Source organism: Bradyrhizobium ingae, from assembly GCF_055791185.1.
On the sequence record NZ_JBVUBB010000044.1, the window covers coordinates 1 to 21620 of the forward strand.

The following is a 21620-nucleotide window of genomic DNA, read 5'->3' on the forward strand; positions in this document are numbered from 1 at the left end:
TTGGCAAAAAACTCCAGCATCGCCTTGCGGCTCAGCCGCTTGCGCAGCACCACCTGCTCCGACGCATCAACGCCATGGAGTTGAAAAATATACTTCGACGTATCCATCCCAATACGGATAATCTGGCCCACGGACGGCTCCTGTGAATGAGTTTCTGACAACCTCATTCTGGCACACTGATGCCGTAGGGGGCCGTCCACACCATCACCCCAGGGAGAAGTTGTGGCGCGAGATCGTAGTTGCGAGTCTTCGCCAAACTCGATCCGGGTGATGGGTCCTGGATCTGCGCTTCGCTTGTCCAGGACGACAGCGGAATGTGTCGGCGTGTGCCTTGGCACAAGCGCTCGCCGCCGCCTCACAACTCCCGTGCATTCGAGAACGCGAAGCTCGACACCCGCCGCGTCGTCTCGTCCAGGATCAGCGTGCGCGTGATCGGCGGCTCGGCGCGCTGCGCGCAGTTCTCTCGCTCGCAGAGGCGGCAGTTGACGCCGATCGGCGTGCCCTCGGCCTTCTCAAGATCCATGCCGGCGGCGTAAACCAGGCGTGAGGCGTGGCGGATCTCGCAGCCGAGACCGATGGCAAAGCGCGGCTGCGGCAGAGGGTGGGGCGCAACGGGCCGGCGCACCATCTGCGCGATCGAGAAGTAGCGCGTGCCGTCCGGCAGCTCGATCACCTGCTTCAGAAGCCGGTCCGGCGTGTCGAAAGTCGAATGCACGTTCCACAAGGGGCACGTGCCGCCGAACTTCGAGAACGGGAAGGTGCCGGAGGAAAAGCGTTTTGAGACGTTGCCGGCGTTATCGACACGGAGCAGGAAGAACGGGATGCCGCGCGCGTTCGGCCTCTGCAGCGTCGTCAGGCGGTGGCAGACCTGCTCGAAGCCGGAATTGAAGCGCTGCGCCAGCACGTGGATATCGTAGTTCAGCGCATCGGCCGCCGCGAGGAACGGCTGGTAGGGCATCATCACGGCGGCGGCGAAATAATTGCCGAGCGTGATGCGGAACAGGCGCCGCGGCGCATCGTCCAGCGGCCCGGCGCGGCCGATGATGGTTTCGAGGTGCTGGGCGCATTCGACCAAGCCAAGCTGGAACGCAAGCTGGAATGCGCGGCCGGGAGGATCGACGAGCTCGGAGATCAGGAGCTGGCGGCGATGGCGGTCGAAGCGCCGCAAAGTCTCGCGCATCACGTCAACCGGCATGATCCGGGTCTGAACCGAATGCTTCTCGCGCAACCGCATCACGAGGGCGGCGTAAAGCCCTTCGGCCGGCACGTTCAATTCGTCGCGCAGGGCTTCGGCGACCTGCTCGAGCTCCGGAAAATAATTGCGGTTGGCCTCGATCAGCTCGCGCACGCGCTCGACCGGATTGGCCTCATAGCGGGTGCCGACGTCGCGGTCGGCCATCTGCGCCGCGGCCAGTGTCTCGCCCTGGCGCGCCTCGGTATAGGCGGCGTAGAGCCGTTGCAGTGCGTGGGTGACGCCGGGGCAGAGTTCAGCGAGGTCGCGCAGCTCCTGCTTGGGGATGTCGATCTGGCGGAACAGCGGATCGGAAAAGATCTCGTTCAGCTCTGCGAAGAAGCGGTCCTCGTCGGCGGTCGCGAGGTCGCGCAGGTCGAGATCGTAGGCCTCGGCCAGCCGCAACAGGATCTGTGCGGTCACCGGCCGCTGGTTACGCTCGATCAAATTGACATAGCTCGGCGAGATCCCCAGCCCCTCGGCGATCTGGGTCTGCGACAGCCCCAATTGCTGCCGGATCCGCCGGAAGCGTGGGCCGACGAACAGTTTCTTCCCGGAACCGGCGGGCATTTCGGATCTCCAGAGCCGTTAAGGGCAGCCTTGCTGACCTGTGTATTTTACAAAATTGACAAAATAACATCTATTACATGTTCTGATGTTACATGACATCACCAATAAAAAACAAGCCATCTATACGAAGTTTCCGTTTTGGCGTTTAGCTCCTGAGACGCATTTCGCAATGCACTGTCAAGATTGTCGATGGCTAGCCACAGCCATCGTCGACGAAAGGATCAGGCACATGAACTACCAGCCACGCGGCATCAGCACCCTCCAGAGCCCGGCTTCGTATCAGAGCGAAGTCGAAGCGGCCGAGGCGCTCCTCAAGACCAAGCCGACCTGGAACGGGGTGACGGCCGAAGCCGTCGCGCGCATGCGCCTGCAGAACCGCTTCAAGACCGGCCTCGACGTCGCCCGCTACACCGCGGCGCTGATGCGAGCCGACATGGCCGCCTATGACGGCGATCCGACCAAGTACACACAGTCGCTCGGCTGCTGGCATGGCTTCATCGCCCAGCAGAAGCTGATCTCGGTCAAGAAGCACTTCGGCAACACCGATCGCCGCTACCTCTACCTCTCCGGCTGGATGATCGCGGCGCTGCGCTCCGAATTCGGCCCGCTGCCCGACCAGTCGATGCACGAGAAGACCTCGGTGCCGGCCCTCATCGAGGAGCTCTACACCTTCCTGCGCCAGGCCGATTCGCGTGAGCTCAATGACATCTTCCGCGCCCTCGACAAGGCGCGCAAGGAAGGCGACAAGACCAGGGAGAAGGAGTTGATCGGGAAGATCGACAACTTCCAGACCCATGTCGTGCCCGTCATCGCCGACATCGATGCCGGCTTCGGCAATGCCGAGGCGACCTATCTGCTCGCCAAGAAGATGATCGAGGCGGGCGCCTGCGCGCTCCAGATCGAGAACCAGGTCTCGGACGAGAAGCAGTGCGGCCATCAGGACGGCAAGGTCACCGTGCCGCACGAGGTGTTCATCGCGAAGATCCGCGCCTGCCGCCACGCCTTCCTCGAACTCGGGGTCGAGGACGGCATCATTGTGACCCGCACCGACTCGCTCGGCGCAGGCCTCACGCAGCAGATCGCCGTCAGCCACAAGCCCGGCGACATCGGCGATCAGTACAACAGCTTCCTCGATTGCGAGGAAGTCACGGCGGCGAACGCCCGCAACGGCGATGTCATCATCAACCAGAACGGCAAGATGATGCGTCCGAAGCGGCTGCCTTCCAACCTCTACCAGTTCCGCCCCGGCACCGGTGCTGATCGCTGCGTGCTCGACTGCATCACCTCGCTGCAGAACGGCGCTGACCTGTTGTGGATCGAGACCGAGAAGCCTCATATCGAGCAGATCGCCAGCATGGTCGATCGCATCCGCAAGGTGATCCCGAACGCGAAGCTGGCCTACAACAACTCGCCGTCCTTCAACTGGACGCTCAACTTCCGTTGGCAGGTCTACGACGCGATGAAGGAAGCCGGCAAGGATGTCAGCAAGTACAACCGTGCGGAGCTGATGAAGGCGGAATACGACAACACGCCGCTGGCGATCGAGGCCGACGAACGGATCCGCACCTTCCAGGCTGACTCGGCCAAGCGCGCCGGCATCTTCCATCATCTGATCACGCTGCCGACCTATCACACGGCCGCTCTGTCCACCGACAATCTCGCCAGGGAATATTTCGGCGAGCAGGGCATGCTCGGCTACGTGAAGAACGTCCAGCGCGCCGAGATCCGCCAGGGGATCGCCTGCGTGAAGCATCAGAACATGGCGGGCTCCGACATCGGCGACGAACACAAGGAGTATTTCGCCGGCGAGGCTGCCCTGAAGGCGGGCGGCGCCCACAACACGATGAACCAGTTCGGCTAACGGTGGAATTGAGGAGACTGACAATGACCAAAGGCAGCAATTTTTGGGTGATCGGCGGCGAATTCGGTTCGATGAACTTCCACAAGCTCGTGGAAGGTTCGGCCCAGGTCAAAGGCCCCTTCAAGTCCCGCAAGGAAGCCGAGGACTGCTGGCGTGAAGTGTCGGAAGAGAACCGCCACAAGGCCGGCGTCCGCTTCTCCATCGTGGAAGAGCCGCACCGCGCTCCGGCAGCCTAATTAAGAAGACGTCCAAGGACGGTCGGTCCCATCCGGGCTCTGCCCCGGGTGGGATCGTCTGTTTTTGGGACAGGGAAAACCGCCCTCTGGCGCCTTAAGTGTCTGGAATTGTACGGCCTTTGCGGCGATCATGGTTGCTGATAGGTTAACGGACCTCGTCCAGGAGCCGAACCATGTCAGAGCCCGAGATCAGCGGGACCAATTCCAGCCAGCCGCGCCCGGTGCGGTTGCGCGATGCGCTTCTGAAGGCGCGGATCGAGGCCGCGGACCGGACCGGTGTCGTCGTCGACCTGCGCGATGCCGAGGTGGCGCGGCTGGAGATCCTCAACGACGCCCTCGATCCCCTGTTCGCGCAGGTCCCGGGGCAGATCGACCTGTTCGACCGCGGCATCAGCCAGGGCGATACGCCGCGGCTGTGGATCGATGTCGTCGCCCACGTCATGATGGGACGCGACAAGCGGATGTACCGCTTCGTCCAGGACACGCGTTTCGGCCGGATCGTGCTCGCCGAGTCGCACGACACGGCAGACATCGTCGATGCGGTGACGGATTACGTCGCCCGCCGCATGATCGAGCGCGAGCACGCGATGGTCGTGCCGCCCGAGCCCAAGGCGGCGGAACCGGAGAAGCCGCGCCGTTCGCGCATCTGGCCGTTCCTGCTCGGCTTCATCCTCGGCGCCGCCGCTTTGTTCGGCGTCGCCGTGCTTGCGGTCTTGCAGAGCTGGTGATCCACAGCACCGTCATTCCGGGTTCGGCTCTTCCTGCCGCCCCGGAATGACACTGCATCATCAAACCAGCCGCACGTGCTTGATCTGCCGGACCTGCAATCCATGGTCCAGGCTGCGCACGGTCTGATCGCAGCGCCAGCCGGTATTGTCCTTTTCGATGGCGAACAGATTATACGCCGCCGCAGGATAGTGCCCATGTGCCAGCGCCGAGGCCGACGGCACGCCCACCGCGGGCACGTTGCCGTTGGGGCCTTCGAACCACATCGTCGAATGCATGTGATCGTGGCCGTGCAGGATCAGCTCGACGCCGTACTGCCTGATCAGTGCGAGCAACGCATCCGAATCGGTCAGCCGCTTGTGGCGCGCTTTCGACCGCAGGGGATGATGCACGAGCAGAACTCGAAACACGTCTTCGCTCGAAAGCCGCACCAGCAGCTCTGCGAGCGCGGCGAGCTGGTCGCGGCCGAGCGTGCCCGTCGCCATCAGGGGCGCGGTCGGCACCGCCGTCGACAGGCTGATCAGTGCTGCCGGTCCGCGCCGGCGCAGGGCGGGAAAGAAGCTCGCCGCAGGCTCGTCGCCGGCAATGTAATTCAGGAAGGTTTCGCCAAAACGCTGGCGGGTCGCGCTGACATAGGCGTCGTGATTGCCGGGGATCGCGGTGACGCGATTCGGCGGACCGACGCCTTCGAGCCAGGCCAGCGCCGGCGCGAACTCCGCCTCCAGCGCCAGGTTGACGAGGTCTCCCGTCACCGCGATGTGGCCGGGGTCTTGCGCCTTCATGTCCGTGACCAGCGCATCGAGCACCTCGCGGCGCTGGTACTTGTGACGGTTGCGCACCCAGTTGACGTAGCCGAGCGCACGCTTGCCTGCGAGCTCGACCAACCGGGGCTTCGGCAGCGGCGCGAGATGCGGGTCGGATAGATGCGCGAGTATGAACGGTGCCATCAGATGCGCGATTGCCTCGCTATTCCCGTGCTGTAATGGCAAGGTCTGCCGTGCGACGCAAGGAAAGCTTGCGAGGAGTTTTATAGGAAGCCTGATGGCAGGACGTCTGAACCGGCTGCGACGGAAATACGAGTACCTGCTGCGGCGTGTCTTTCACTCCTACTTCCTGCTTGCCCGCGGCATGACGCTCGGTGTCCGTGCCGTGGTACTGGATCGGGACAATCGCGTCTTCCTGGTCAGGCACAGCTATGTCGACGGCTGGTATCTGCCGGGCGGCGGTGTCGATCTCGGTGAGACCATGGAAGCCGCGATGCGGCGCGAATTGAAGGAGGAGGGCGACATTGACCTCACCGGTGAGGCGGTGCTGCACGGCATCTTCCTCAACAGCCACGTCTCGCGCCGCGATCATGTCGCGGTCTATGTGGTCAGGCAGTTCAGCCAGGAGCGCCTGCCGGAGCCCAACCGCGAGATCGTCGAATGCGGGTTCTTCGCAAGCTCGGCCCTCCCCGAGGGCACCACGCCCGGCACGCGGCTGCGGATCGCGGAGGTACTGGAGGGGAAACCGAGCATCACAACGTGGCGCTGAGTTAAGTCAGCTCACGCGTCCGCGCCTTTCTGTCGTTCCAGTTCGAGCGCAAGCAGGCTCTGCTCCTGGATCAAAGCCCAGTTCTGCCGCTCGAGCTTGTGCAGGCGCTCCGTGACATTGTGCATGAACACGAAGACCACCAGGAACAGAGCACCAAACATCACCACGAAAGGAAACACGACGCCGGTCAGGTGACTGACCAGGTAGGCGAGTCTTGGAAACAGCGCAAAGCCGGCTGGCAGGATCGCGACCATCGACAGCATCAGAAAATCATAAAGATCGAATTTGCCCTGCAGCGTCTTGCGCAGCAGTCCCAGCATGTAGAAGAACGCAAAGGCCGATATGATCGCAACCGTCTCTGCGCTTGGAATAACGTTGGTCACGGCTGTCCCCCGATGTCTTATTTCGGCGCCGGCGAATCCGGGCCGGCCCGAAGCGTCACGATTGTCTCGCCAGGCGCGCGAGCAGGATGTAGCCAAGCACGCGGACCATGTAATTCACCGTCTTGAGACCGTCGATCGAACTGACCCCGGTCTCCCGCGCCCGCATCTCCACAGGCGCTTCGCTAACCCTCAGTCCGGCGCGCATGGCCCATGCCAGTGAGATCGGCTCCGGGAAATCCACCGGATAGCGCTGCGCGAAAAATGCGATGGCGCGGCGGTCGAGCAGGCGCATGCCGCTGGTCGGATCGGTAATGTGGTCGTCTGCAAAGAGGCTGTTCAGCGCGAACCCGATCAGCCGGCTCCCAAGGCGTCGCAGTCGCGTGGAACGGAAGCCGGCATTGTCGATGAAGCGGCTTCCGATGACGATATTTGAGGGCCGCTTCTGATAGGCATCGAGCAGGAGCTCGATCTCCCGTGGATTGTGCTGCCCGTCGCCGTCGATCTGAATGCAGAAATCGTAGGCGTTGCGTGCGGCATATTTGATGCCCGTCTGCACGGCGCCCCCGATCCCGAGGTTTTGCGGGAGCCGGGCGACCGGCGAGCGATCGCTCGCAACCGCGGACGTGGCATCCCTGGAGCCGTCATCGACGACCAGCGTATGGTAGCCGCGGCCGGTCCGGGCGATGTCCGCCAGGACATCCCCGATCGATGCTTCCTCGTTGTAGCAAGGAATGATGAGCAGGATCCGCGCTCCGCCGACCTGCGTAGCTGCGCTGCTTGGGCGCGAATCTGCCGCGTCCAGGTCGGTCGTGATCACGATTGCCCCAATATCCAAGTCTCCGCATGCCGCAGCGCACCTGCTGTGGCAAGAGCCCACCTTCCTCGTGCATTGCTATACTTGCCGATGCATTTCCTGTACAGGGCGGCTGGTCCTTGTCCTCATGCTGGATTGGCATTCGCCCGGTGAAAGCCCGATGAGAGCCGTAAAGATATGTTTCTCGATCATTTTTCTCGTTATGCTGGCCAGCAATGTCCGGCTGATCTCGCATTGGAGTGAGAGCCGCGGCGTCTACGACGACATCTGCTACCTTCGGCAGGCGCATCTGTTTCAGCGCTTCGGCTGGCATGGCCTTGATACCAGCCTCGCCCGGGAGGACGACGGCTATCTTGCGGGCAAGCTGCGCAGCATCGATTATCCGAATTGGAACGATCCGACGCGCGCGCCGTGCCACACCCCAACCGCCGATGGCGGCAAATGGGTGATGACGCCGCCCCCGGGGACCGGTTTCGTCCTGTCGCTGTTCCCCGAAGGGTTCCAGGTCATCCCGCTATATGCGCTGGCGAATGCCGCGATCGCGATTTTCGCTCTCTGCGCGCTGTGGCGGGCACGACAACCGCCTGCGCTGGCTCTCGCGGCAACCTTCGGCGCGATTTCGATCTACTTCATGATCAACCCGACAAAGGCGAGCTACTCGATGGCGCCGACGATGATCGTCTGCGCTCTCGCAGGCTTGCTGACGGCCAGGCTGTTCGTCGGCGAAAGCCGGCGTCATCTCCTCGTGGTAGTGGCAATCGGCATCGTGCTCGGCCTGTCGGCGAGCTTCAGGATCGCCAACGTGCTCCTTGCGGCTGGCTATTTCATGTATTTCGGATTGTTCTTTCTGATCCAGCGCAGTCGCGCGAGCTTCCTGCAGGGGCTCTCGTTCGGTCTGGCATTCCTCCTGGGGATCCTGCCGGTGCTCGCCGCCAACATCGTCAATTCAGGAAACCCGCTGGTCTCTGCCTATGGCGGCCAGGATACGGCACCGCCGCGTCTCGATCCGGCCGTGCTGCGCGCCTATCTGGCGGACGTGCAGTTTCCGCTGATCGTCATCGTGTGCGCCTGGACCGTCCTGTTGTGGCATTTTGCGAAACAACCGGGCGTGAGGCGACTGGCGCTTCTCGTCGCGGGCAATCTCGCATTGAACCTGGCGTTTTTCGCCACGCATCCGGTCTTCACCCAGTATTATGTCATCCCGATCGTCATGCTTTCGCTCTGGACGCTGCTGTTTGCCGTGGTCTTCATGCCTGGGCGGACGCAGCCCGACCGCGTGCCGGTCTCCGATGGACCGCAGCTTTCAGAGATGGCAATCGCCGACGCGAAATGAACGAACCGTCATACATCATGCGCGAGGCGATCGATGATGCGCGGGAGCTCCCGCAATGACGGCGTCGGAGCTCCGCATCGCCGTGCTGGTGCCCTGCTACAACGAGGAGGCGACAGTCGCGACCGTCGTCGCAGATTTCCGCAAGGCGCTGCCCTCGGCCGAGATCTACGTCTACGACAACAATTCGCGCGATCGCACCGCAACCGTCGCGCGCGAGGCCGGCGCGATCGTGCGCAGCGAGCGGCGGCAGGGCAAGGGCCATGTGGTGCGCCGCATGTTTGCCGACGTCGAGGCCGACATCTATGTGCTGGTCGATGGCGATGCGACCTATGATACGCCGAGCGCATCGCGCATGATCGACAAGCTCCTCGACGAGCATCTCGACATGGTCGTCGGCCTTCGCGTCGATCAGGCAGAGGCCGCCTATCGGCTCGGCCACCGCACTGGCAACCGCATGCTGACGGGCTTCTTGTCGTCGAGCTTCGGCCAATCCTTCAAGGACATCCTGTCGGGCTACCGCGTGTTCTCGCGTCGCTACGTCAAATCCTTCCCCGTGCTGTCCGGCGGTTTCGAGATCGAGACCGAGCTTGCGGTCTATGCGCTCGAACTGTCGCTGCCGGTCGCCGAGGTCGAGACGCCCTATTACGCTCGCCCCGAGGGCTCGTTCTCCAAGCTCAACACCTGGCGCGACGGTTTTCGCATCCTCGGCACCATGTTGAAACTCTACCGCTCGGAGAGGCCGTTGCGCTTCTTCACGGTGATCGGGATCCTGCTGGCGCTGGCGTCGATCATTCTGGCGATCCCGGTTGTGATCACCTTCATCGAGACCGGCCTCGTGCCGCGCCTGCCGACCGCCGTGCTCTCGATGGGCTTGATGATCATGGCGCTGTTGTCGGTGTCGTCGGGGCTCGTGCTCGACACGGTCACGCGTGGGCGACGGGAAATGAAGATGCTCGCTTATTTGGCCCAACCGGCACTGAAAAGGAACGGAAGTTGAGCGCCGCGCGGATAGACCTTCGTACTCCCAAATGCTAACCCGCTCTCCGTGTTGACGCGTTTTCCCAACGCGAACCGGCGCCTACTTCGCTCGAAAACGCTGTGCTCAGATGAACGATCTCTCAGTCACCATCCTTCCCGAGGCCGCAGGCGACGCCCAGGCGATCGAGCGGTTGCACGAGCGCACCTTCGGCCCCGGCCGCTTCGTGCTGAGCGCCTACAGGGTCCGCGAGCACGTCGATCATTTGCTCGAACTCTCCTTCACCGCCCACATCGGCACGCTGATGGTGGGCTCGGTGCGCCAATTGCCGATCACGATCGGCGATACCAAGGCGCTGCTGCTCGGTCCGCTCACCGTCGAGCCGCCGTTCCGCGGCCGCGGTGTCGGCCGTCTCCTGCTCGAGCGCGCGCTCCGGGATGCAAAGGCGCAGGGTCACGCCATCGTGCTGCTGGTCGGCGATGAGCCCTATTACAGCCGCGCCGGCTTCAAGCCGGTAGCCAAGGGCCGCGTCACCATGCCCGGCCCGGTCGACGCCAGCCGCATCCTGGTGTTCGAACTCGTCGACGGCGCGTTCGAGGGGGTATCGGGCCACGTCGGCCCCGACTGGAGCAAGGCGCGGGCGTAGAGGAGGGCGTGCGCTCATCCAACGCCGACCCTGAATGCGAAAGCCGGATACGCTATACTGTCGGTGCGGTTTGTGCCAAAAACCGTGGACGCGAAGCTGACGAAAGGACGTGTGAAGTTTGGCCGCATCCAAGAAGGGCGCCGAGCCCGCAGAACGCCAGAACGGGATTGATCGGACTATCGATCTCCTGGAAGCGCTACTGCATCTGCGCACGCCCTCGAGACTCAGCGACCTCGCGAAGCAAATGGGCGCTCCGCGTTCGACGGTCTATGCCATCGCCAGCCGCCTGATCGAGGCGGACCTGCTGGAGAATGTCGGCGAGGGCGGCCAGGTCTATTTCGGCAAGGCGGTGCATCTCTACGGCCGGGCCTATGCGGAGGCCAATCCCCTGCATCGCCGATGCCGCGAAGCCCTCGACCGGCTCGCGACCCAGCATAGCGCGACCGCGCAACTCTGCGCGCTGCGCGGCCGCAAATACGTGGTGGTCGATACAAGGGACGGGTCCGGCTTGTTTCGGATCACGACGGATGTCGGCATCGAGGTGCCACTGCCGTGGACCGCATCCGGCAGGTTGCTGCTGGATCACATGAGTCCTGCGGAGATTCGCGCGTTCGTTCCGAAGGAGGATTTTCGTCTTCCGGACGGACGCCTGCTCGATATCGGTGATTTCATCAAGGATGTCGCACGCGCAAGGCGCGAAGGCAGATGCGTGACGACGGCATTGTCCGATCGGTTTACGTCGTGTCTTGCCGCCCCCATCCGCGACAAGAAGGGGATCGCGGTCGCGACGCTCTGCTTCGTCGTTCCAGCGGACTCGCTGAAGGAACGCAGGACCGCGCTGCTCGACGACCTCGTCGCCACCGCAACTGAACTTTCAGATCGTCACTGAGCCGAGCCGACTGGCCAGGCTCCCGCGCGATGCACCCGCATCGCGTTTTGCGCTGCCTTCGCGCTTGTCGTTGGCGCGGTCCTAGTCGTGTGCGCGATGCATTCGGTTGAGGTGCGCCGGAATGTCCGGGCTTGACAGCGCGGCTTGGGAATATCTAACGTGACACTATAAGGTAAAGTTGTCCATTATAAGAGACAATGCCCGCCGCCGGCAATTCCGTGTTGCGACGGCACGAAGGTCACCATTCCGCGTTTTCGAGAGGAGGATTCAAAATGGCGAACGCAAGCCGACAGGTACCCGGGCGACGCTGGCTGATCGGTTGTCTCCTCGGCGTCGGGATCCTCATCAACTACATCGATCGTGTCGGGCTCTCCGCCGCGACGCCCGAGCTCACCAAGGAGCTTGGCCTCACCGCCACCGACATCGGCCTGCTCGGCAGCGCGTTCTTCTGGACCTATTCGCTGCTGCAAGTCCCGGGCGGCATGGTGCTCGACCGCTTCGGCGTCACCACGGTTGGCCGCGCCTCTAGCTTCCTCTGGGCGGTCGCCGCCACCATCACCGCGCTTGCCAGCGGGCTTTGGGGTATCGCCGCCGCGCGGCTGTTGCTCGGGGTCGCGGAAGCGCCGGCGTTTCCGGCAAGTCAGAAAGCGACCGGCCACTGGTTTCCGCTCGACGAGCGTGCGCGTTCGACCGCGATCTTCGATTCCGCGGCCAAATTCTCCAACGTGATCGGCGTGCCGCTCGTCGCCTACGTGATCTTTCTCTACGGCTGGCGCTGGGGCTTTGGCGTCACGGCGTTCCTGAGCTTTGCGTATTTCATCGCCTACTACGTCATCTATCGAAATCCGAGCGAGGATCCGAAGCTCTCCAGGGCGGAGCATGACTATATCGTCGCGGGCGGCGGCACGCCCGAAGGGCCGGCCACGGCGGGGCAGAGCCGCATGCTCGGCTACCTCCTGCGCAACCGTAAGGTCTGGGGGTTGACCATCGGGTTCTCGGCCTATGGCTACACCTTTTATCTCTTCCTCACCTGGCTCCCGGGCTATCTTGCCCAGACCATGCATATGAACCTGATGTCGGCCGCGGGCTATTCGACGATTCCTTGGATTTTCGCGACTTTGTCGGACCTCCTGATCGGCGGGTTCCTGGTGGATCATTTGATTGCGCGTGGCTATGACAGCACGAGGGTGCGCCAGTCGGTGATCATCGTCGGCATGCTGATGGGGCTCGCCGTGATCGGCGCCGCGTTCACCGTGAAGCCGGGCTGGGCGCTGCTGTGGCTGTCGATCGCGATATCGGGATTATCCGCCGCGGCGCCCGTCGGCTCCTCGATCGTGTCGCTGATCGCGCCCAAAGGCGGCGCGGGAACGGTCGGCGGCATTCTCAATTTCACCAACAACATGATGGGCGTGCTCGCGCCGATCGTGACCGGCGTCGTGGTCGATTGGACTCAATCGTTTGCCGGCGCCTTCATGATCGCCGGCGTCGTGCTGCTGATCGGCATCTTCTTCTATGTCGTGGTGCTGGGACGGATCGAATCCATTCCCGATTTCGCCGAGGAGCTGCCGCGAGACGCCGTGGCCGCCCACTGAGGAGGGGGACATGCCCCAAGGTCCGAACAAGGACACCCTGATCCGCAATGCCCGGCTGATCGACGGCACTGGTGCGCCGTGGTTCGAAGCCGATCTGCGCATCAGCGGGAGCCGCATCGCGGCGATCGGCGCCGCCCTGCCCGCGGACGGGACAGAGGTGATCGACGCGCGCGGATGCTATCTCGCGCCGGGCTTCATCGACGCCCACTGCCATGATGATCTGATCTGCCTGCGTGAGCCTGACAGGCCCGAGAAGGTGCTGCAAGGCGTGACCACGCTCGTGGTCGGCAATTGCTGCTTCTCGCTCTATCCTGCGACCGCAAACTCCGCCGAGATGCTGCGCCTGCATTTCTCTGGGCTCGCCGGTGAAACCCGACCGAACGAAGTCTTCGACAGTTTCGATGGCTACCGGCGCGCGCTGGAAAGGCCGGGCGTGGCGCTCAACCTCGTCTCGCTGGTCGGGCATGCCGCGATCCGGCTCGCCGTGCTCGGTTACGAACGCCGCGCTGCGACGGTCCGAGAGATCGCGGCCATGCAGGCGCTGCTGGCGCAACAGCTCAGCCAGGGCGCCGCCGGCCTGTCGCTCGGTCTTGTCTATCCGCCGAGCGCCTATGCCGACACCAATGAATTGTGCGCGCTGGCAGCGACCGTGCGCGCTCACGGCAAGCTGCTCACGGCGCATATCCGCAGCTATGAGGCCGGCCTGCTGCAATCCATCGACGAGTTCATTGCGATCCTGCGCGCCTCCGGCGCGGCGGGGCTGCTGTCGCATCTGCAGTCGGCGGGAAAGCCGAACTGGGGCGCCATTCCAAAGGCGCTCGATCGGCTCGAGGCCGCGCGAGCGGAGGGGATCGATATCTCCTTCGACATGTATCCGTATCCTGCCGGCAGCTCCTACATGCTGCAATTGCTGCCGCCGGCCGCGCTCGAAGGCGGCATCGACGCGCTGCGCGTGCGGCTGCGTGATCCCGCAAAGCGCGAGGCGCTTCGCGTGCTGGTCGAGGAGGGTGATCCCGATCCGCATGCCGCGCAGTCCAAGATCGTGCTGATCGGCTGGCACAATGTGCGCATTTCCGGCACCGGCAATCCCGCGCTGAAGCCGCTCGAGGGCAAGTCGATGGTCGACGCCGCGCGCGGGCTCGGCATCTCGCCGTTCGACCTCATGGTTCGCTGTATCGAGGAAGACCAGGGCCAGACCGGCATCATCATGTTCCAGCTCGATGAAGCCGACCTGCGCGCGGCCTTCACTCATCGCCTGCACATGGTCGGCTCCGACGGCATTCCGCGCCCGGGCACCAAGCCGCATCCGCGCGCTTATGGCAGTTTTCCGCGCGTCGCCGGCCGGCTGACGCATGAGCAGGGCTGGCTGACTTTGGAAGATGCCGTCCGGCGGATGACCGCGATGCCCGCCCAGCGCTTCGGCTTGTCCGACCGCGGCATCCTGCGACCGGGCATGATCGCGGATATGACTCTGTTCGACGATACCATCATGGACAAGGCGACTTTCGAGGCGCCGACGGAAATGCCCGCGGGCATTCGTTCGGTATTCGTCGCGGGCGAGGCCGTGGTCGCGGACGGACGCAGTACCTTCGCGCGTCCGGGCCGGGCCCTGATCGCCGGATGACGGCGCCGCCGCGAATGGCTCGTCCATGCGGCTCGGGCTACGACGTCGAGAGCGCCCCGTAACGCTCGCGCAGATCGATGCGCCGTCCCGACGTGGCGGCCTCAGCGATGGCAAGTGTCACCAGCAGACTTCGCGCGCCGTCCTCGACCGGTTGCAGCGACTGCGTCACGCCGCGAATGACATCGCGGAAGTGATCGAGCTGGGCGACGTAAGGATCGATCGAGCCGGCATGGTTGGCCCGGGACTGGATCGGCTTGTTCCAGTTCTGCACGTCGCCTTCCTGCACCCATTGGTCCAGGCTCGGAAATTCGAGCGTGCCGCGACGGCCCATCACGCGGTAACTGCTCTGTCCGCTATAGGGAAACTCCGGCGACTCGCCGAGCCCTTGCTCCATCGTCCAGGGGCTGACCGAGCAGTCGCTGAGGAAGAACGTGCCGAGCGCGCCGTTCTCGAATTCCACCAACGCTGCCGCGGTGTCCTCCACTGCAAAGCTGCGCTGGCGGTTCGCGGCGATCGCCGAGACGGCGACGATCTCGCCGATCGCAAAGCGCATGAAATCGATCTCGTGGATGAGGTTGATCAGGATCGGGCCGCCACCGGCCTGCGAGCGCCATGGCGCGATCTTGAAATACTCCGCGGGTTTGTGCGTCGCCCAGATCGCGGAGACGCCGACGACATCGCCGATCCGGTCTTGCCCGAGCAGCGCCTTCAACGTCTTCACCTGCTCATGATGGCGGCGGTGATGGCCGACCAGGGACTTGATGCCGGCCTTGCGGACCTCGGCGATCAGGTCGGCGGCGGTCTGCAGCGTATCGGTGACCGGCTTTTCGATCAGGATGTGGATGCCGCGCCTCGCACAAGCGATGCCGATCTCGGCGTGAAGCTGATTGGGGGAGGCGATGATCACGGCCTCGGGCCGGGCGTCGTCGAGCAGCTCGCGATAATCGGCGAACACACGCGCGCAGGGCTGCTCGGCTGCAACCTGCTGGGCATTTACATCGGCGATGCCGACGAGCTCATAGTCGCTGTGCTCGGCCAGCTTGCGCAGATGCTTGCGCCCGATCAATCCCGCGCCGATCACGCCAATCCTGATTGTCGTCATGTGATGCGTTCCGTTGGTTAGGCCGAGCCGCGGGCTTCGGCGGTCGCTCCGCGGGCAAGGCGAGCAGGATCGTCGTTGCCCATATAATTAATCGGGAGGATAATTAATAATTAATCGACGGGATAATTGATGTCAAGGGTGCCCGATTGAGCTATGGATGGCGGCGAGGCCGGTTGCGGCCGCCGGCGAGGACCGAACTGCCAGATGCCAAGCGTGAAGAAGCAGCCCGCGCGGGGGGCCAAGCCTGCGCCGATCAAGCGGCGCGATCGCGAGCGAACGCGGCAGGAGATCCTCGATATCGCCTTTGAGGAATTCGCCGAGAATGGGCTGTCCGGCGGCAACACCGACGCCATCGCCGCCCGCGCGGACATCACCAAGCGGCTGATCTTCTACTATTTCAACTCGAAGGAAGAGCTGTTCATCGCAGTGCTCGAGATGGCCTATGCCAGGATGCGCGCCGCCGAGGAGGACCTGCATCTCGAGTCGCTGGCGCCGGAAGCGGCGATACGAAGGCTGGCCGAATTCACCTTCGACTTCCACCAGAACCATCCGCAATTCGTCCGTCTCGTTTCGATCGAGAACATCCATCGCGGACGGCACATCGCCAGCAGCCGGAAGCTCAAGGAGATGACGCAGCCGAGCATCAGCCAGATCGCCATGCTGCTCGAGCGCGGCGTTGCCGGCGGCGTGATCCGCCCCGGCATCGATCCGATCGAGCTGCACATGACGCTGAACGCGCTGAGCATCTTCTCGGTCGCCAACCGCCACACCTTCGAGGCGCAGTTCGCCTTCGACATGTCGTCGCCAAAGACGAGAGCCAAGCGTCGCGCCGAGATCGCCGACCTGCTCTGGCGTTACGTCAGAAAGGATTGATGGGCGCGGACGCGAAGAAGCAACACCATCGGTTGCCTTTCGCGCGATGATCGCATCCCAGCGCTGATTTGGCCGACGCCTGATGGCTGGTGAGCCAGTTCACACTGGAACTCCCGTATAGGTAGTAATCTCAAACGGGGTGGCCAGTGGAGCGGAGGGAGAGATGCCCAGGAAGGCCAGCCGATCAAAGAAATTGAGCGGGATCGTCGAGCGCGCACGTCCGGATAGCCAACCGAGAGCTGGCGATGAGCAGTTTTCCGCAGACTACACGGTGACGAGCACGACCGACGGCGGCGGCCGCGTGCTGACCGACGTCGAGGTAATCCTGGTCTTCTGGGGCAGCTTCTGGACCACGTCGCCTGCTCCGACTCCTTCCAGCGACGAGTACAAGCAGGCAATCATTGGCATTCTCACGGGCCCCTATATGGGCGGCCTGCGCCAATATCGCGGCGTCGCGCAGGGCACGCTGATCTTCACCGACCTCAACGACAGCACCAGCCCGGCGGATCAGTATACCGACGATGACGTGAAGACGATGCTCAAGGACAGGCTCGACCACACCAGCATGCCGCCTCCCGCATCAGGCCACAACCGCTTCTACGCGGTGATCGTGCCGCCCGGCATCAGCAACAAGCTGACGACGACCAACGGCTTCGTGGGCCAGCACCAGAGTTTCACCTACAAGGGCGTCACGGGATACTACGCGTGGGTCGACAATACGGGTTCGCTGACGGGGCACAATTGCGTCACCAAGGTCTTTTCCCATGAGCTGATCGAGGCATGCACCAATCCCGACGTCGACACCTCGAACAACAGCATCCTCGTCAACGGCACCAATGCCGACGGAACGACGGTCACCAACGACGAGATCGGCGACACCTGCAACAACCAGTTCGCGACGATCGACGTCAACGGCGTCAGTTGCTCCGTGCAGGCATACTGGAGCAAGGCGGACAATGCCTGCATCCTTCCAACTGGAACGCTGACGTTCCTGGTGGACAAGGACACCTTCGGCAAGGATGAAGTGCAGGATGTCATCAACACGAGCGGTGGGGTTTTCGAGCAGGCGTTCTGGCTCGTCGTCGATGGTTTCAGCAAGGATACGTTCAGCTCTCTCAACGTCACGGTGCCGGTGCCGACGGGAGCGTTTGCCAACCTGAACGGCGTCACGATCACCCAGAACCCGAACATCGATTTCGAGAACGGTGCAGATCCCGGAGCGCAGCAGCGAATTCGCGTTCCATTCGACATCACCTTCTCGAGTGCGGCGCTCGCGAATTTTCCGGCGTCCGGCAGCCAGACCTTCGAGCTCGATGCCTTCCTTGCAACCGACGGCAACCGGGTGCCGGGCACCAACGTTTCGACGTTGTTTGAACTCGTCGCGGGTGCGGACCCTTATTTCACCAATGTCGATCCGACCCAGAACAATGTCTTTTATCTCAGTCAGGATCTCAGGGTCTTCACTGCGACGCCCGGGCTGTCCCAACATCCGGTTGCGGGTGCGCCGGCGTTTGCAAGCGACAGCGTCAACGGCGCATTCACCTATATCCAGGACCTGCTCACGTTCCTGAACAACAATTTCAGCGACCCGACCGGGGCCGACCCCTTCAACTCGATTCTCCCAAGCCAAGGGGCGGCGTTGCAGGCCGATTCCTCCGTGACTCCATTCACGATCCAGCTCACTCCCACGTTCCCGCCGACGTTCAGGATTCTCAACAACTACAATTTCGCGGTAGCGCGAGTCCGGATGCGCGGCACCGCGGGGCCGGCGGGCGAAGCCAGCAATGCCCGCGTGTTCTTCAGGCTGTTCGTAACGCAGAGCCCCGATACGGACTATCAAACGGGAACGACCTATCCCTTCAATCCGGATGCGGCGGGCCTGCCTGGTTCGCCGCAGGTCGGCGCCGGCCACGTCACGCTACCGTTCTTTGCGACCGGAAACCTTGCCGGTAACACCGATTACGACAATGGCGGCGTCAACAACCGCGATATCGAGATCGCGAACGGGAAGGACAGCATCTGGGTCTACTACGGGTGCTTCCTGAACCTTTATGATTCTGCCAACGTGATCGACGGCGAGCAGGTGTTGGCGTGGCTCGCCGGTACGCACCATTGTCTGGTGGCCCAGATCGCGTTCGACGACGCCCCGATCTTCATCGGGGCGCGTCCCGAGGCGTCGGACAAGCTGGCCCAGCGCAATCTCCAGGTAACGGTCTCGGACAATCCCGGGCCCGCCTCGACACACCGGATTCCGCAGACCTTCGATATCCGGCCGAGCGCCATGGTCAGCCGGAAGACGGACGTCGACGAGCTGATGATCGATTGGGGCCGCATTCCACACGGGAGCGTCGCCTCGATCTATTGGCCGCAGGTTCAAGCCGCGGACGTGCTTGCGCTTGCCTCACAGCTTTATCCCGCGCATTCCCTGACGGCAGGAGACACGAATACGATCCAGTGCAAGATCACTGGCGGCGTCACCTACGTGCCGATACCGATGAATGCAGGCGAAAATTTCGCAGGTCTCCTCACGGTGGATCTTCCCACCACCGTCGTCACCGGCGAGGAGTTCAACGTGATCGTCAGGCGCGTGGGGCGGCAGGTCTCGAAGCGCGGCGCTCCAATTCAAAAGCCTTCTCGCGAGAAGAATGCCAATCCGGACGTCGCAGTTCCGCGCCAGCCGTTTTCCTGGCGGTATGTCATCGGAACGTTTCAGATCAAGATTCCGGTCTCGACCGCTGCCGTGATGTTGCGTCCCGAGGAAGACACGCTGGCAATCATGAAATGGCGATTGCAGCAGACTGCGCCGTCGAACCGGTGGTTTGCCGTGCTGCAGCGGTACGTTGCATTCCTGTCGGATCGTGTCGCCGGGCTTGGCGGCGATCCGAATGCCATTCCACCTTCGCCCAACGGTGCGCCGGTCGAAGTCCCAAGTCCCTGCCTCGACGTCGTCGAATATACGGGCAAGGTTGCCGAAATCTTCTTCGACTGTTTCGGCGAGCTCGAGGGCTTCGTGCTGGCGGACTGTTGCACCGCGCATTCCTTCAAGACGCGCGAGCGACAGGTCGGCGAACTGCTCACGAGGGCGTGCCGCGATCGCCTGTCGCTATCTGTTTTCGCGCTCAGACATGACCGCTCGAAGATTCATCGCATGGTCATTCGGGCTTGAACGAGCCTTCGAGGCCGCGATCCCGCGACCGGCAAGACCAGCGCACGCTGCATGCCGCAGGTTGGCGCGCAGCTGCTCGATGACGCCGTTCCAGTCGCTTCGTCGTACCTGACGGTACAGTCGCAAAGTCGGATACCATGGGCTGTCCTCACGCTCGAGGAGCCAGCGCCAATCGGGAGAGAACGGCAGCATGGTCCACGCCGGGCGACCAAGCGCGCCGGCAAGGTGCACGACGGAGGTGTCGACCGAGATCAGCAGATCGAGGGCGCACAAGGCCGCGGCGGTGTCTGCGAAATCGTTGAGCTGCGGCGACAGGTCGGTCACCGTCTGCGAGAGCTGGAACAACGCGGTATGATCCGCTGGCCGAACATCTTTCTGCAGGCTGTAGAGTCGTACGCCGGGGGTGATCAAGGCGGGCAGCAGCACGGCCGCCGCGATCGAGCGCTGGCGATCGCCCCTGTGGTTGGGATTGCCGGACCAGACGACGCCCACCCGGAAGTTATCGTCAGTGCCGAGGCGCCGGCGCCACGCGACGACGGCAGCCGGATCGGCGGTCAGATAGGGGACATCGGCAGGGATGTTGCCGAGATCGGTCCCGAACAACCGCGGCAGGCTCATGAGCGGGACATGAAAATCGAACTGCGGCTGCGGCGCCTCGGGCCCGATCACCGTCACGCCGGCGAGCGATGAACGGAGCAGCCGTTCGAGCGCCGCGGGGGCACGCAGGATCACGCGGTCACCGGCGCGTGCCAGCAGCGGCAGATAACGGACGAACTGCAGCACGTCACCGAGTCCCTGCTCGGAGCGAACGAGCAGGGTGCGGCCGGCGAGATCCTCGCCCTGCCAGAGCGGCTGCGGCCAATCAGGCGCCTTGAGGTTGCGAACGCCGCCGCGCCAGCGCCACTCGTAGTCCTCCCAGCCCCTGGCGAGTTCGCCGCGCCGAAGGAGGCTGACCGCCAGGTTGAAGCGGATCGTGCCGGAATTCGGTGCGAGTGCCGCGGCCCGTTGCTGGACATCGAGCGCAACGTCGCCAAGACCTTGTTGCTCGATGGCGACACCGAGATTGGACATTGCCTTGGCGTTCTCTGGATCCAGCACCAGCGCTTGCCGGTAGCAGGCGATCGCAGCATCGAGCTGGTCCTGTCCCTGGAGAGCGACACCGAGATTGATATGGGCGTCGACGTGCGCTGGATCCAGCGCCAGCGCTTGTCGACACGCCGTGACCGCCTCATCACGGCGCCCGAGGTCTTCGAGGATGGCGCCGAGATTGATGTGGGCTTCGACATTCGCAGAATCGAGCAGCAGCGCCTGGCGGTAGCAGGCAATCGCCTCGTCGCGGCGGTCGAGCTCCTCGAGCGCGACGCCGAGATTGGCGTAGGCGCCGGAACCGTCGGGGTTCAGTTCGATTGCCCGCCGATAGGCATCGACGGCGGCGTCCAGCCGCCCGGCATCCTTGAGCGCCACGCCCAAATTGAAGTGAACCGTGGCCGAGTTCGGATCATGGGCGATCGCCCGCTGCAGGGCCTCGATCGCCTCGGCGTGTCTGCCGCTGTCGTTGAAGGAAATGCCGAGCTTGGAGTGGAGCCTCGCACGCGCAGGCGCCAACCGGATGGCACGCCGATAGCACGCAATGGCATCGTTGCAGCGGCCGTCGATCGTAAAGGCATCGCCGAGGATCTCGAAAGCCTGGGCATCGTCCCCGCGGATCGCCAGGGCACGCTGCAGCAACTCGACCGCCTCCGCGCGCGCTTCCGTCGCGCCGTCGAGACACAGCACCACGGCCAGCAACACCATGGCATCGCGAAAGCGACGGTCTTTCGCCAGGATAGCACGGCACAGCGCTCCCGCCTCGGCAAGACGGCCGCACGCGTGATGGTGTACGGCGGTCTCGAAGGCCGCCTTGACATTGCCAACGTCAGGGCTGCCCTTGCTCGTCATTAGCTCCGCGTCCTGCTCCTCCATCTTTCAACGGCCGGCACACCGATTTCGGGCGATAATCTTTCCATCATCCCGCAAGCAGCGAGGGATTACTCCCTCGTGCCTCGCATGCCGAACCTCATCTCGT

At 63.4% G+C, this 21620-nt stretch carries 18 protein-coding genes and 1 pseudogene; 12 read left to right on the top strand and 7 right to left on the bottom strand.

The window, feature by feature from the left end; genetic code table 11:
• Together ACV1FX_RS36400 and ACV1FX_RS36405 are read right to left on the bottom strand one after the other, a co-directional pair.
• Window positions 1-131 (bottom strand): annotated as a pseudogene (locus tag ACV1FX_RS36400) (IS110 family transposase); the annotation flags it as partial.
• Window positions 132-355: 224 nt separating this feature from the next.
• A complete protein-coding gene (locus tag ACV1FX_RS36405) occupies window positions 356-1801 on the bottom strand; it encodes a helix-turn-helix domain-containing protein (RefSeq protein WP_473122357.1) in 1446 nt (481 codons plus the stop codon).
• Window positions 1802-2030: 229 nt separating this feature from the next.
• Between ACV1FX_RS36405 and ACV1FX_RS36410 the strand changes: the two genes are divergently transcribed.
• The 3 genes from ACV1FX_RS36410 to ACV1FX_RS36420 all read left to right on the top strand — a co-directional run bounded on the left by ACV1FX_RS36410 (window position 2031) and on the right by ACV1FX_RS36420 (window position 4626).
• Window positions 2031-3662 (top strand): isocitrate lyase, encoded by a 1632-nt coding sequence (locus tag ACV1FX_RS36410; RefSeq protein WP_473122358.1) that lies wholly within the window; start codon window positions 2031-2033, stop codon window positions 3660-3662.
• A gap of 23 nt (window positions 3663-3685) precedes the next feature.
• Window positions 3686-3898: a DUF4170 domain-containing protein gene (locus tag ACV1FX_RS36415; RefSeq protein WP_283037129.1), complete on the top strand. Its 213-nt coding sequence runs from the start codon at window positions 3686-3688 to the stop codon at window positions 3896-3898.
• A 173-nt stretch (window positions 3899-4071) separates the two neighbouring features.
• Window positions 4072-4626, top strand: coding sequence for a hypothetical protein (locus ACV1FX_RS36420; protein WP_473122359.1), 555 nt, complete (start codon window positions 4072-4074; stop codon window positions 4624-4626).
• Between the two features lie 60 nt (window positions 4627-4686).
• Here ACV1FX_RS36420 and ACV1FX_RS36425 read toward each other — a convergent pair whose 3' ends face one another.
• Window positions 4687-5571, bottom strand: coding sequence for a metallophosphoesterase family protein (locus ACV1FX_RS36425; protein ID WP_473122360.1), 885 nt, complete (start codon window positions 5569-5571; stop codon window positions 4687-4689).
• A 94-nt stretch (window positions 5572-5665) separates the two neighbouring features.
• On the opposite strand from ACV1FX_RS36425, the gene ACV1FX_RS36430 reads away from it, so the two are divergent.
• Window positions 5666-6157, top strand: a complete 492-nt coding sequence (locus ACV1FX_RS36430) for an NUDIX domain-containing protein (RefSeq protein WP_473122361.1) — start codon at window positions 5666-5668, stop codon at window positions 6155-6157.
• Window positions 6158-6168: 11 nt separating this feature from the next.
• Here ACV1FX_RS36430 and ACV1FX_RS36435 read toward each other — a convergent pair whose 3' ends face one another.
• On the bottom strand, window positions 6169-6540 hold the full coding sequence (locus ACV1FX_RS36435) for a DUF2304 domain-containing protein (protein WP_473122362.1): 372 nt from the start codon (window positions 6538-6540) through the stop codon (window positions 6169-6171).
• 55 nt (window positions 6541-6595) lie between these two features.
• The gene (locus tag ACV1FX_RS36440; RefSeq protein WP_473122363.1) at window positions 6596-7357 is read right to left on the bottom strand and encodes a glycosyltransferase family 2 protein; all 762 of its coding nucleotides are present in this window, start codon (window positions 7355-7357) and stop codon (window positions 6596-6598) included.
• 157 nt (window positions 7358-7514) lie between these two features.
• Between ACV1FX_RS36440 and ACV1FX_RS36445 the strand changes: the two genes are divergently transcribed.
• The 6 genes from ACV1FX_RS36445 to ACV1FX_RS36470 all read left to right on the top strand — a co-directional run bounded on the left by ACV1FX_RS36445 (window position 7515) and on the right by ACV1FX_RS36470 (window position 14414).
• Window positions 7515-8687 (top strand): hypothetical protein, encoded by a 1173-nt coding sequence (locus ACV1FX_RS36445; RefSeq protein WP_473122364.1) that lies wholly within the window; start codon window positions 7515-7517, stop codon window positions 8685-8687.
• 55 nt (window positions 8688-8742) lie between these two features.
• On the top strand, window positions 8743-9684 hold the full coding sequence (locus tag ACV1FX_RS36450) for a glycosyltransferase family 2 protein (RefSeq protein ID WP_473122365.1): 942 nt from the start codon (window positions 8743-8745) through the stop codon (window positions 9682-9684).
• A 109-nt stretch (window positions 9685-9793) separates the two neighbouring features.
• Window positions 9794-10309: a GNAT family N-acetyltransferase gene (locus ACV1FX_RS36455; RefSeq protein WP_473122366.1), complete on the top strand. Its 516-nt coding sequence runs from the start codon at window positions 9794-9796 to the stop codon at window positions 10307-10309.
• 118 nt (window positions 10310-10427) lie between these two features.
• Window positions 10428-11198: an IclR family transcriptional regulator gene (locus ACV1FX_RS36460; protein ID WP_473122367.1), complete on the top strand. Its 771-nt coding sequence runs from the start codon at window positions 10428-10430 to the stop codon at window positions 11196-11198.
• A 272-nt stretch (window positions 11199-11470) separates the two neighbouring features.
• Complete coding sequence (locus tag ACV1FX_RS36465) at window positions 11471-12790, top strand: MFS transporter (protein WP_473122368.1); 1320 nt, start codon at window positions 11471-11473, stop codon at window positions 12788-12790.
• Window positions 12791-12800: 10 nt separating this feature from the next.
• Window positions 12801-14414, top strand: a complete 1614-nt coding sequence (locus ACV1FX_RS36470; protein ID WP_473122369.1) for an N-acyl-D-amino-acid deacylase family protein — start codon at window positions 12801-12803, stop codon at window positions 14412-14414.
• Window positions 14415-14451: 37 nt separating this feature from the next.
• Here the strand turns inward: ACV1FX_RS36470 and ACV1FX_RS36475 are convergent, their stop codons facing one another.
• Complete coding sequence (locus ACV1FX_RS36475) at window positions 14452-15516, bottom strand: Gfo/Idh/MocA family protein (protein ID WP_473122370.1); 1065 nt, start codon at window positions 15514-15516, stop codon at window positions 14452-14454.
• Window positions 15517-15720: 204 nt separating this feature from the next.
• On the opposite strand from ACV1FX_RS36475, the gene ACV1FX_RS36480 reads away from it, so the two are divergent.
• Window positions 15721-16389 (top strand): TetR/AcrR family transcriptional regulator, encoded by a 669-nt coding sequence (locus ACV1FX_RS36480; RefSeq protein WP_473122371.1) that lies wholly within the window; start codon window positions 15721-15723, stop codon window positions 16387-16389.
• 163 nt (window positions 16390-16552) lie between these two features.
• Window positions 16553-19555: a hypothetical protein gene (locus ACV1FX_RS36485; protein ID WP_473122372.1), complete on the top strand. Its 3003-nt coding sequence runs from the start codon at window positions 16553-16555 to the stop codon at window positions 19553-19555.
• Here ACV1FX_RS36485 and ACV1FX_RS36490 read toward each other — a convergent pair.
• On the bottom strand, window positions 19493-21493 hold the full coding sequence (locus tag ACV1FX_RS36490) for a tetratricopeptide repeat protein (protein ID WP_473122373.1): 2001 nt from the start codon (window positions 21491-21493) through the stop codon (window positions 19493-19495). The genes ACV1FX_RS36485 and ACV1FX_RS36490 overlap by 63 nt on opposite strands.
• Window positions 21494-21620: the final 127 nt, after the last annotated feature.

Excerpts from the sequence above, each read along its gene's own strand:
- ACV1FX_RS36425 (WP_473122360.1), bottom strand. The coding sequence starts at position 5,571 with ATGGCACCGTTCATACTCGCGCATCTATCCGACCCGCATCTCGCGCCG.
- ACV1FX_RS36410 (WP_473122358.1), top strand. The coding sequence starts at position 2,031 with ATGAACTACCAGCCACGCGGCATCAGCACCCTCCAGAGCCCGGCTTCG.
- ACV1FX_RS36475 (WP_473122370.1), bottom strand. The coding sequence starts at position 15,516 with ATGACGACAATCAGGATTGGCGTGATCGGCGCGGGATTGATCGGGCGC.
- ACV1FX_RS36420 (WP_473122359.1), top strand. The coding sequence starts at position 4,072 with ATGTCAGAGCCCGAGATCAGCGGGACCAATTCCAGCCAGCCGCGCCCG.
- ACV1FX_RS36485 (WP_473122372.1), top strand. The coding sequence starts at position 16,553 with ATGCCCAGGAAGGCCAGCCGATCAAAGAAATTGAGCGGGATCGTCGAG.
- ACV1FX_RS36455 (WP_473122366.1), top strand. The coding sequence starts at position 9,794 with ATGAACGATCTCTCAGTCACCATCCTTCCCGAGGCCGCAGGCGACGCC.
- ACV1FX_RS36450 (WP_473122365.1), top strand. The coding sequence starts at position 8,743 with ATGACGGCGTCGGAGCTCCGCATCGCCGTGCTGGTGCCCTGCTACAAC.
- ACV1FX_RS36445 (WP_473122364.1), top strand. The coding sequence starts at position 7,515 with ATGAGAGCCGTAAAGATATGTTTCTCGATCATTTTTCTCGTTATGCTG.
- ACV1FX_RS36405 (WP_473122357.1), bottom strand. The coding sequence starts at position 1,801 with ATGCCCGCCGGTTCCGGGAAGAAACTGTTCGTCGGCCCACGCTTCCGG.
- ACV1FX_RS36480 (WP_473122371.1), top strand. The coding sequence starts at position 15,721 with ATGCCAAGCGTGAAGAAGCAGCCCGCGCGGGGGGCCAAGCCTGCGCCG.
- ACV1FX_RS36470 (WP_473122369.1), top strand. The coding sequence starts at position 12,801 with ATGCCCCAAGGTCCGAACAAGGACACCCTGATCCGCAATGCCCGGCTG.
- ACV1FX_RS36430 (WP_473122361.1), top strand. The coding sequence starts at position 5,666 with ATGGCAGGACGTCTGAACCGGCTGCGACGGAAATACGAGTACCTGCTG.
- ACV1FX_RS36490 (WP_473122373.1), bottom strand. The coding sequence starts at position 21,493 with ATGACGAGCAAGGGCAGCCCTGACGTTGGCAATGTCAAGGCGGCCTTC.
- ACV1FX_RS36415 (WP_283037129.1), top strand. The coding sequence starts at position 3,686 with ATGACCAAAGGCAGCAATTTTTGGGTGATCGGCGGCGAATTCGGTTCG.
- ACV1FX_RS36465 (WP_473122368.1), top strand. The coding sequence starts at position 11,471 with ATGGCGAACGCAAGCCGACAGGTACCCGGGCGACGCTGGCTGATCGGT.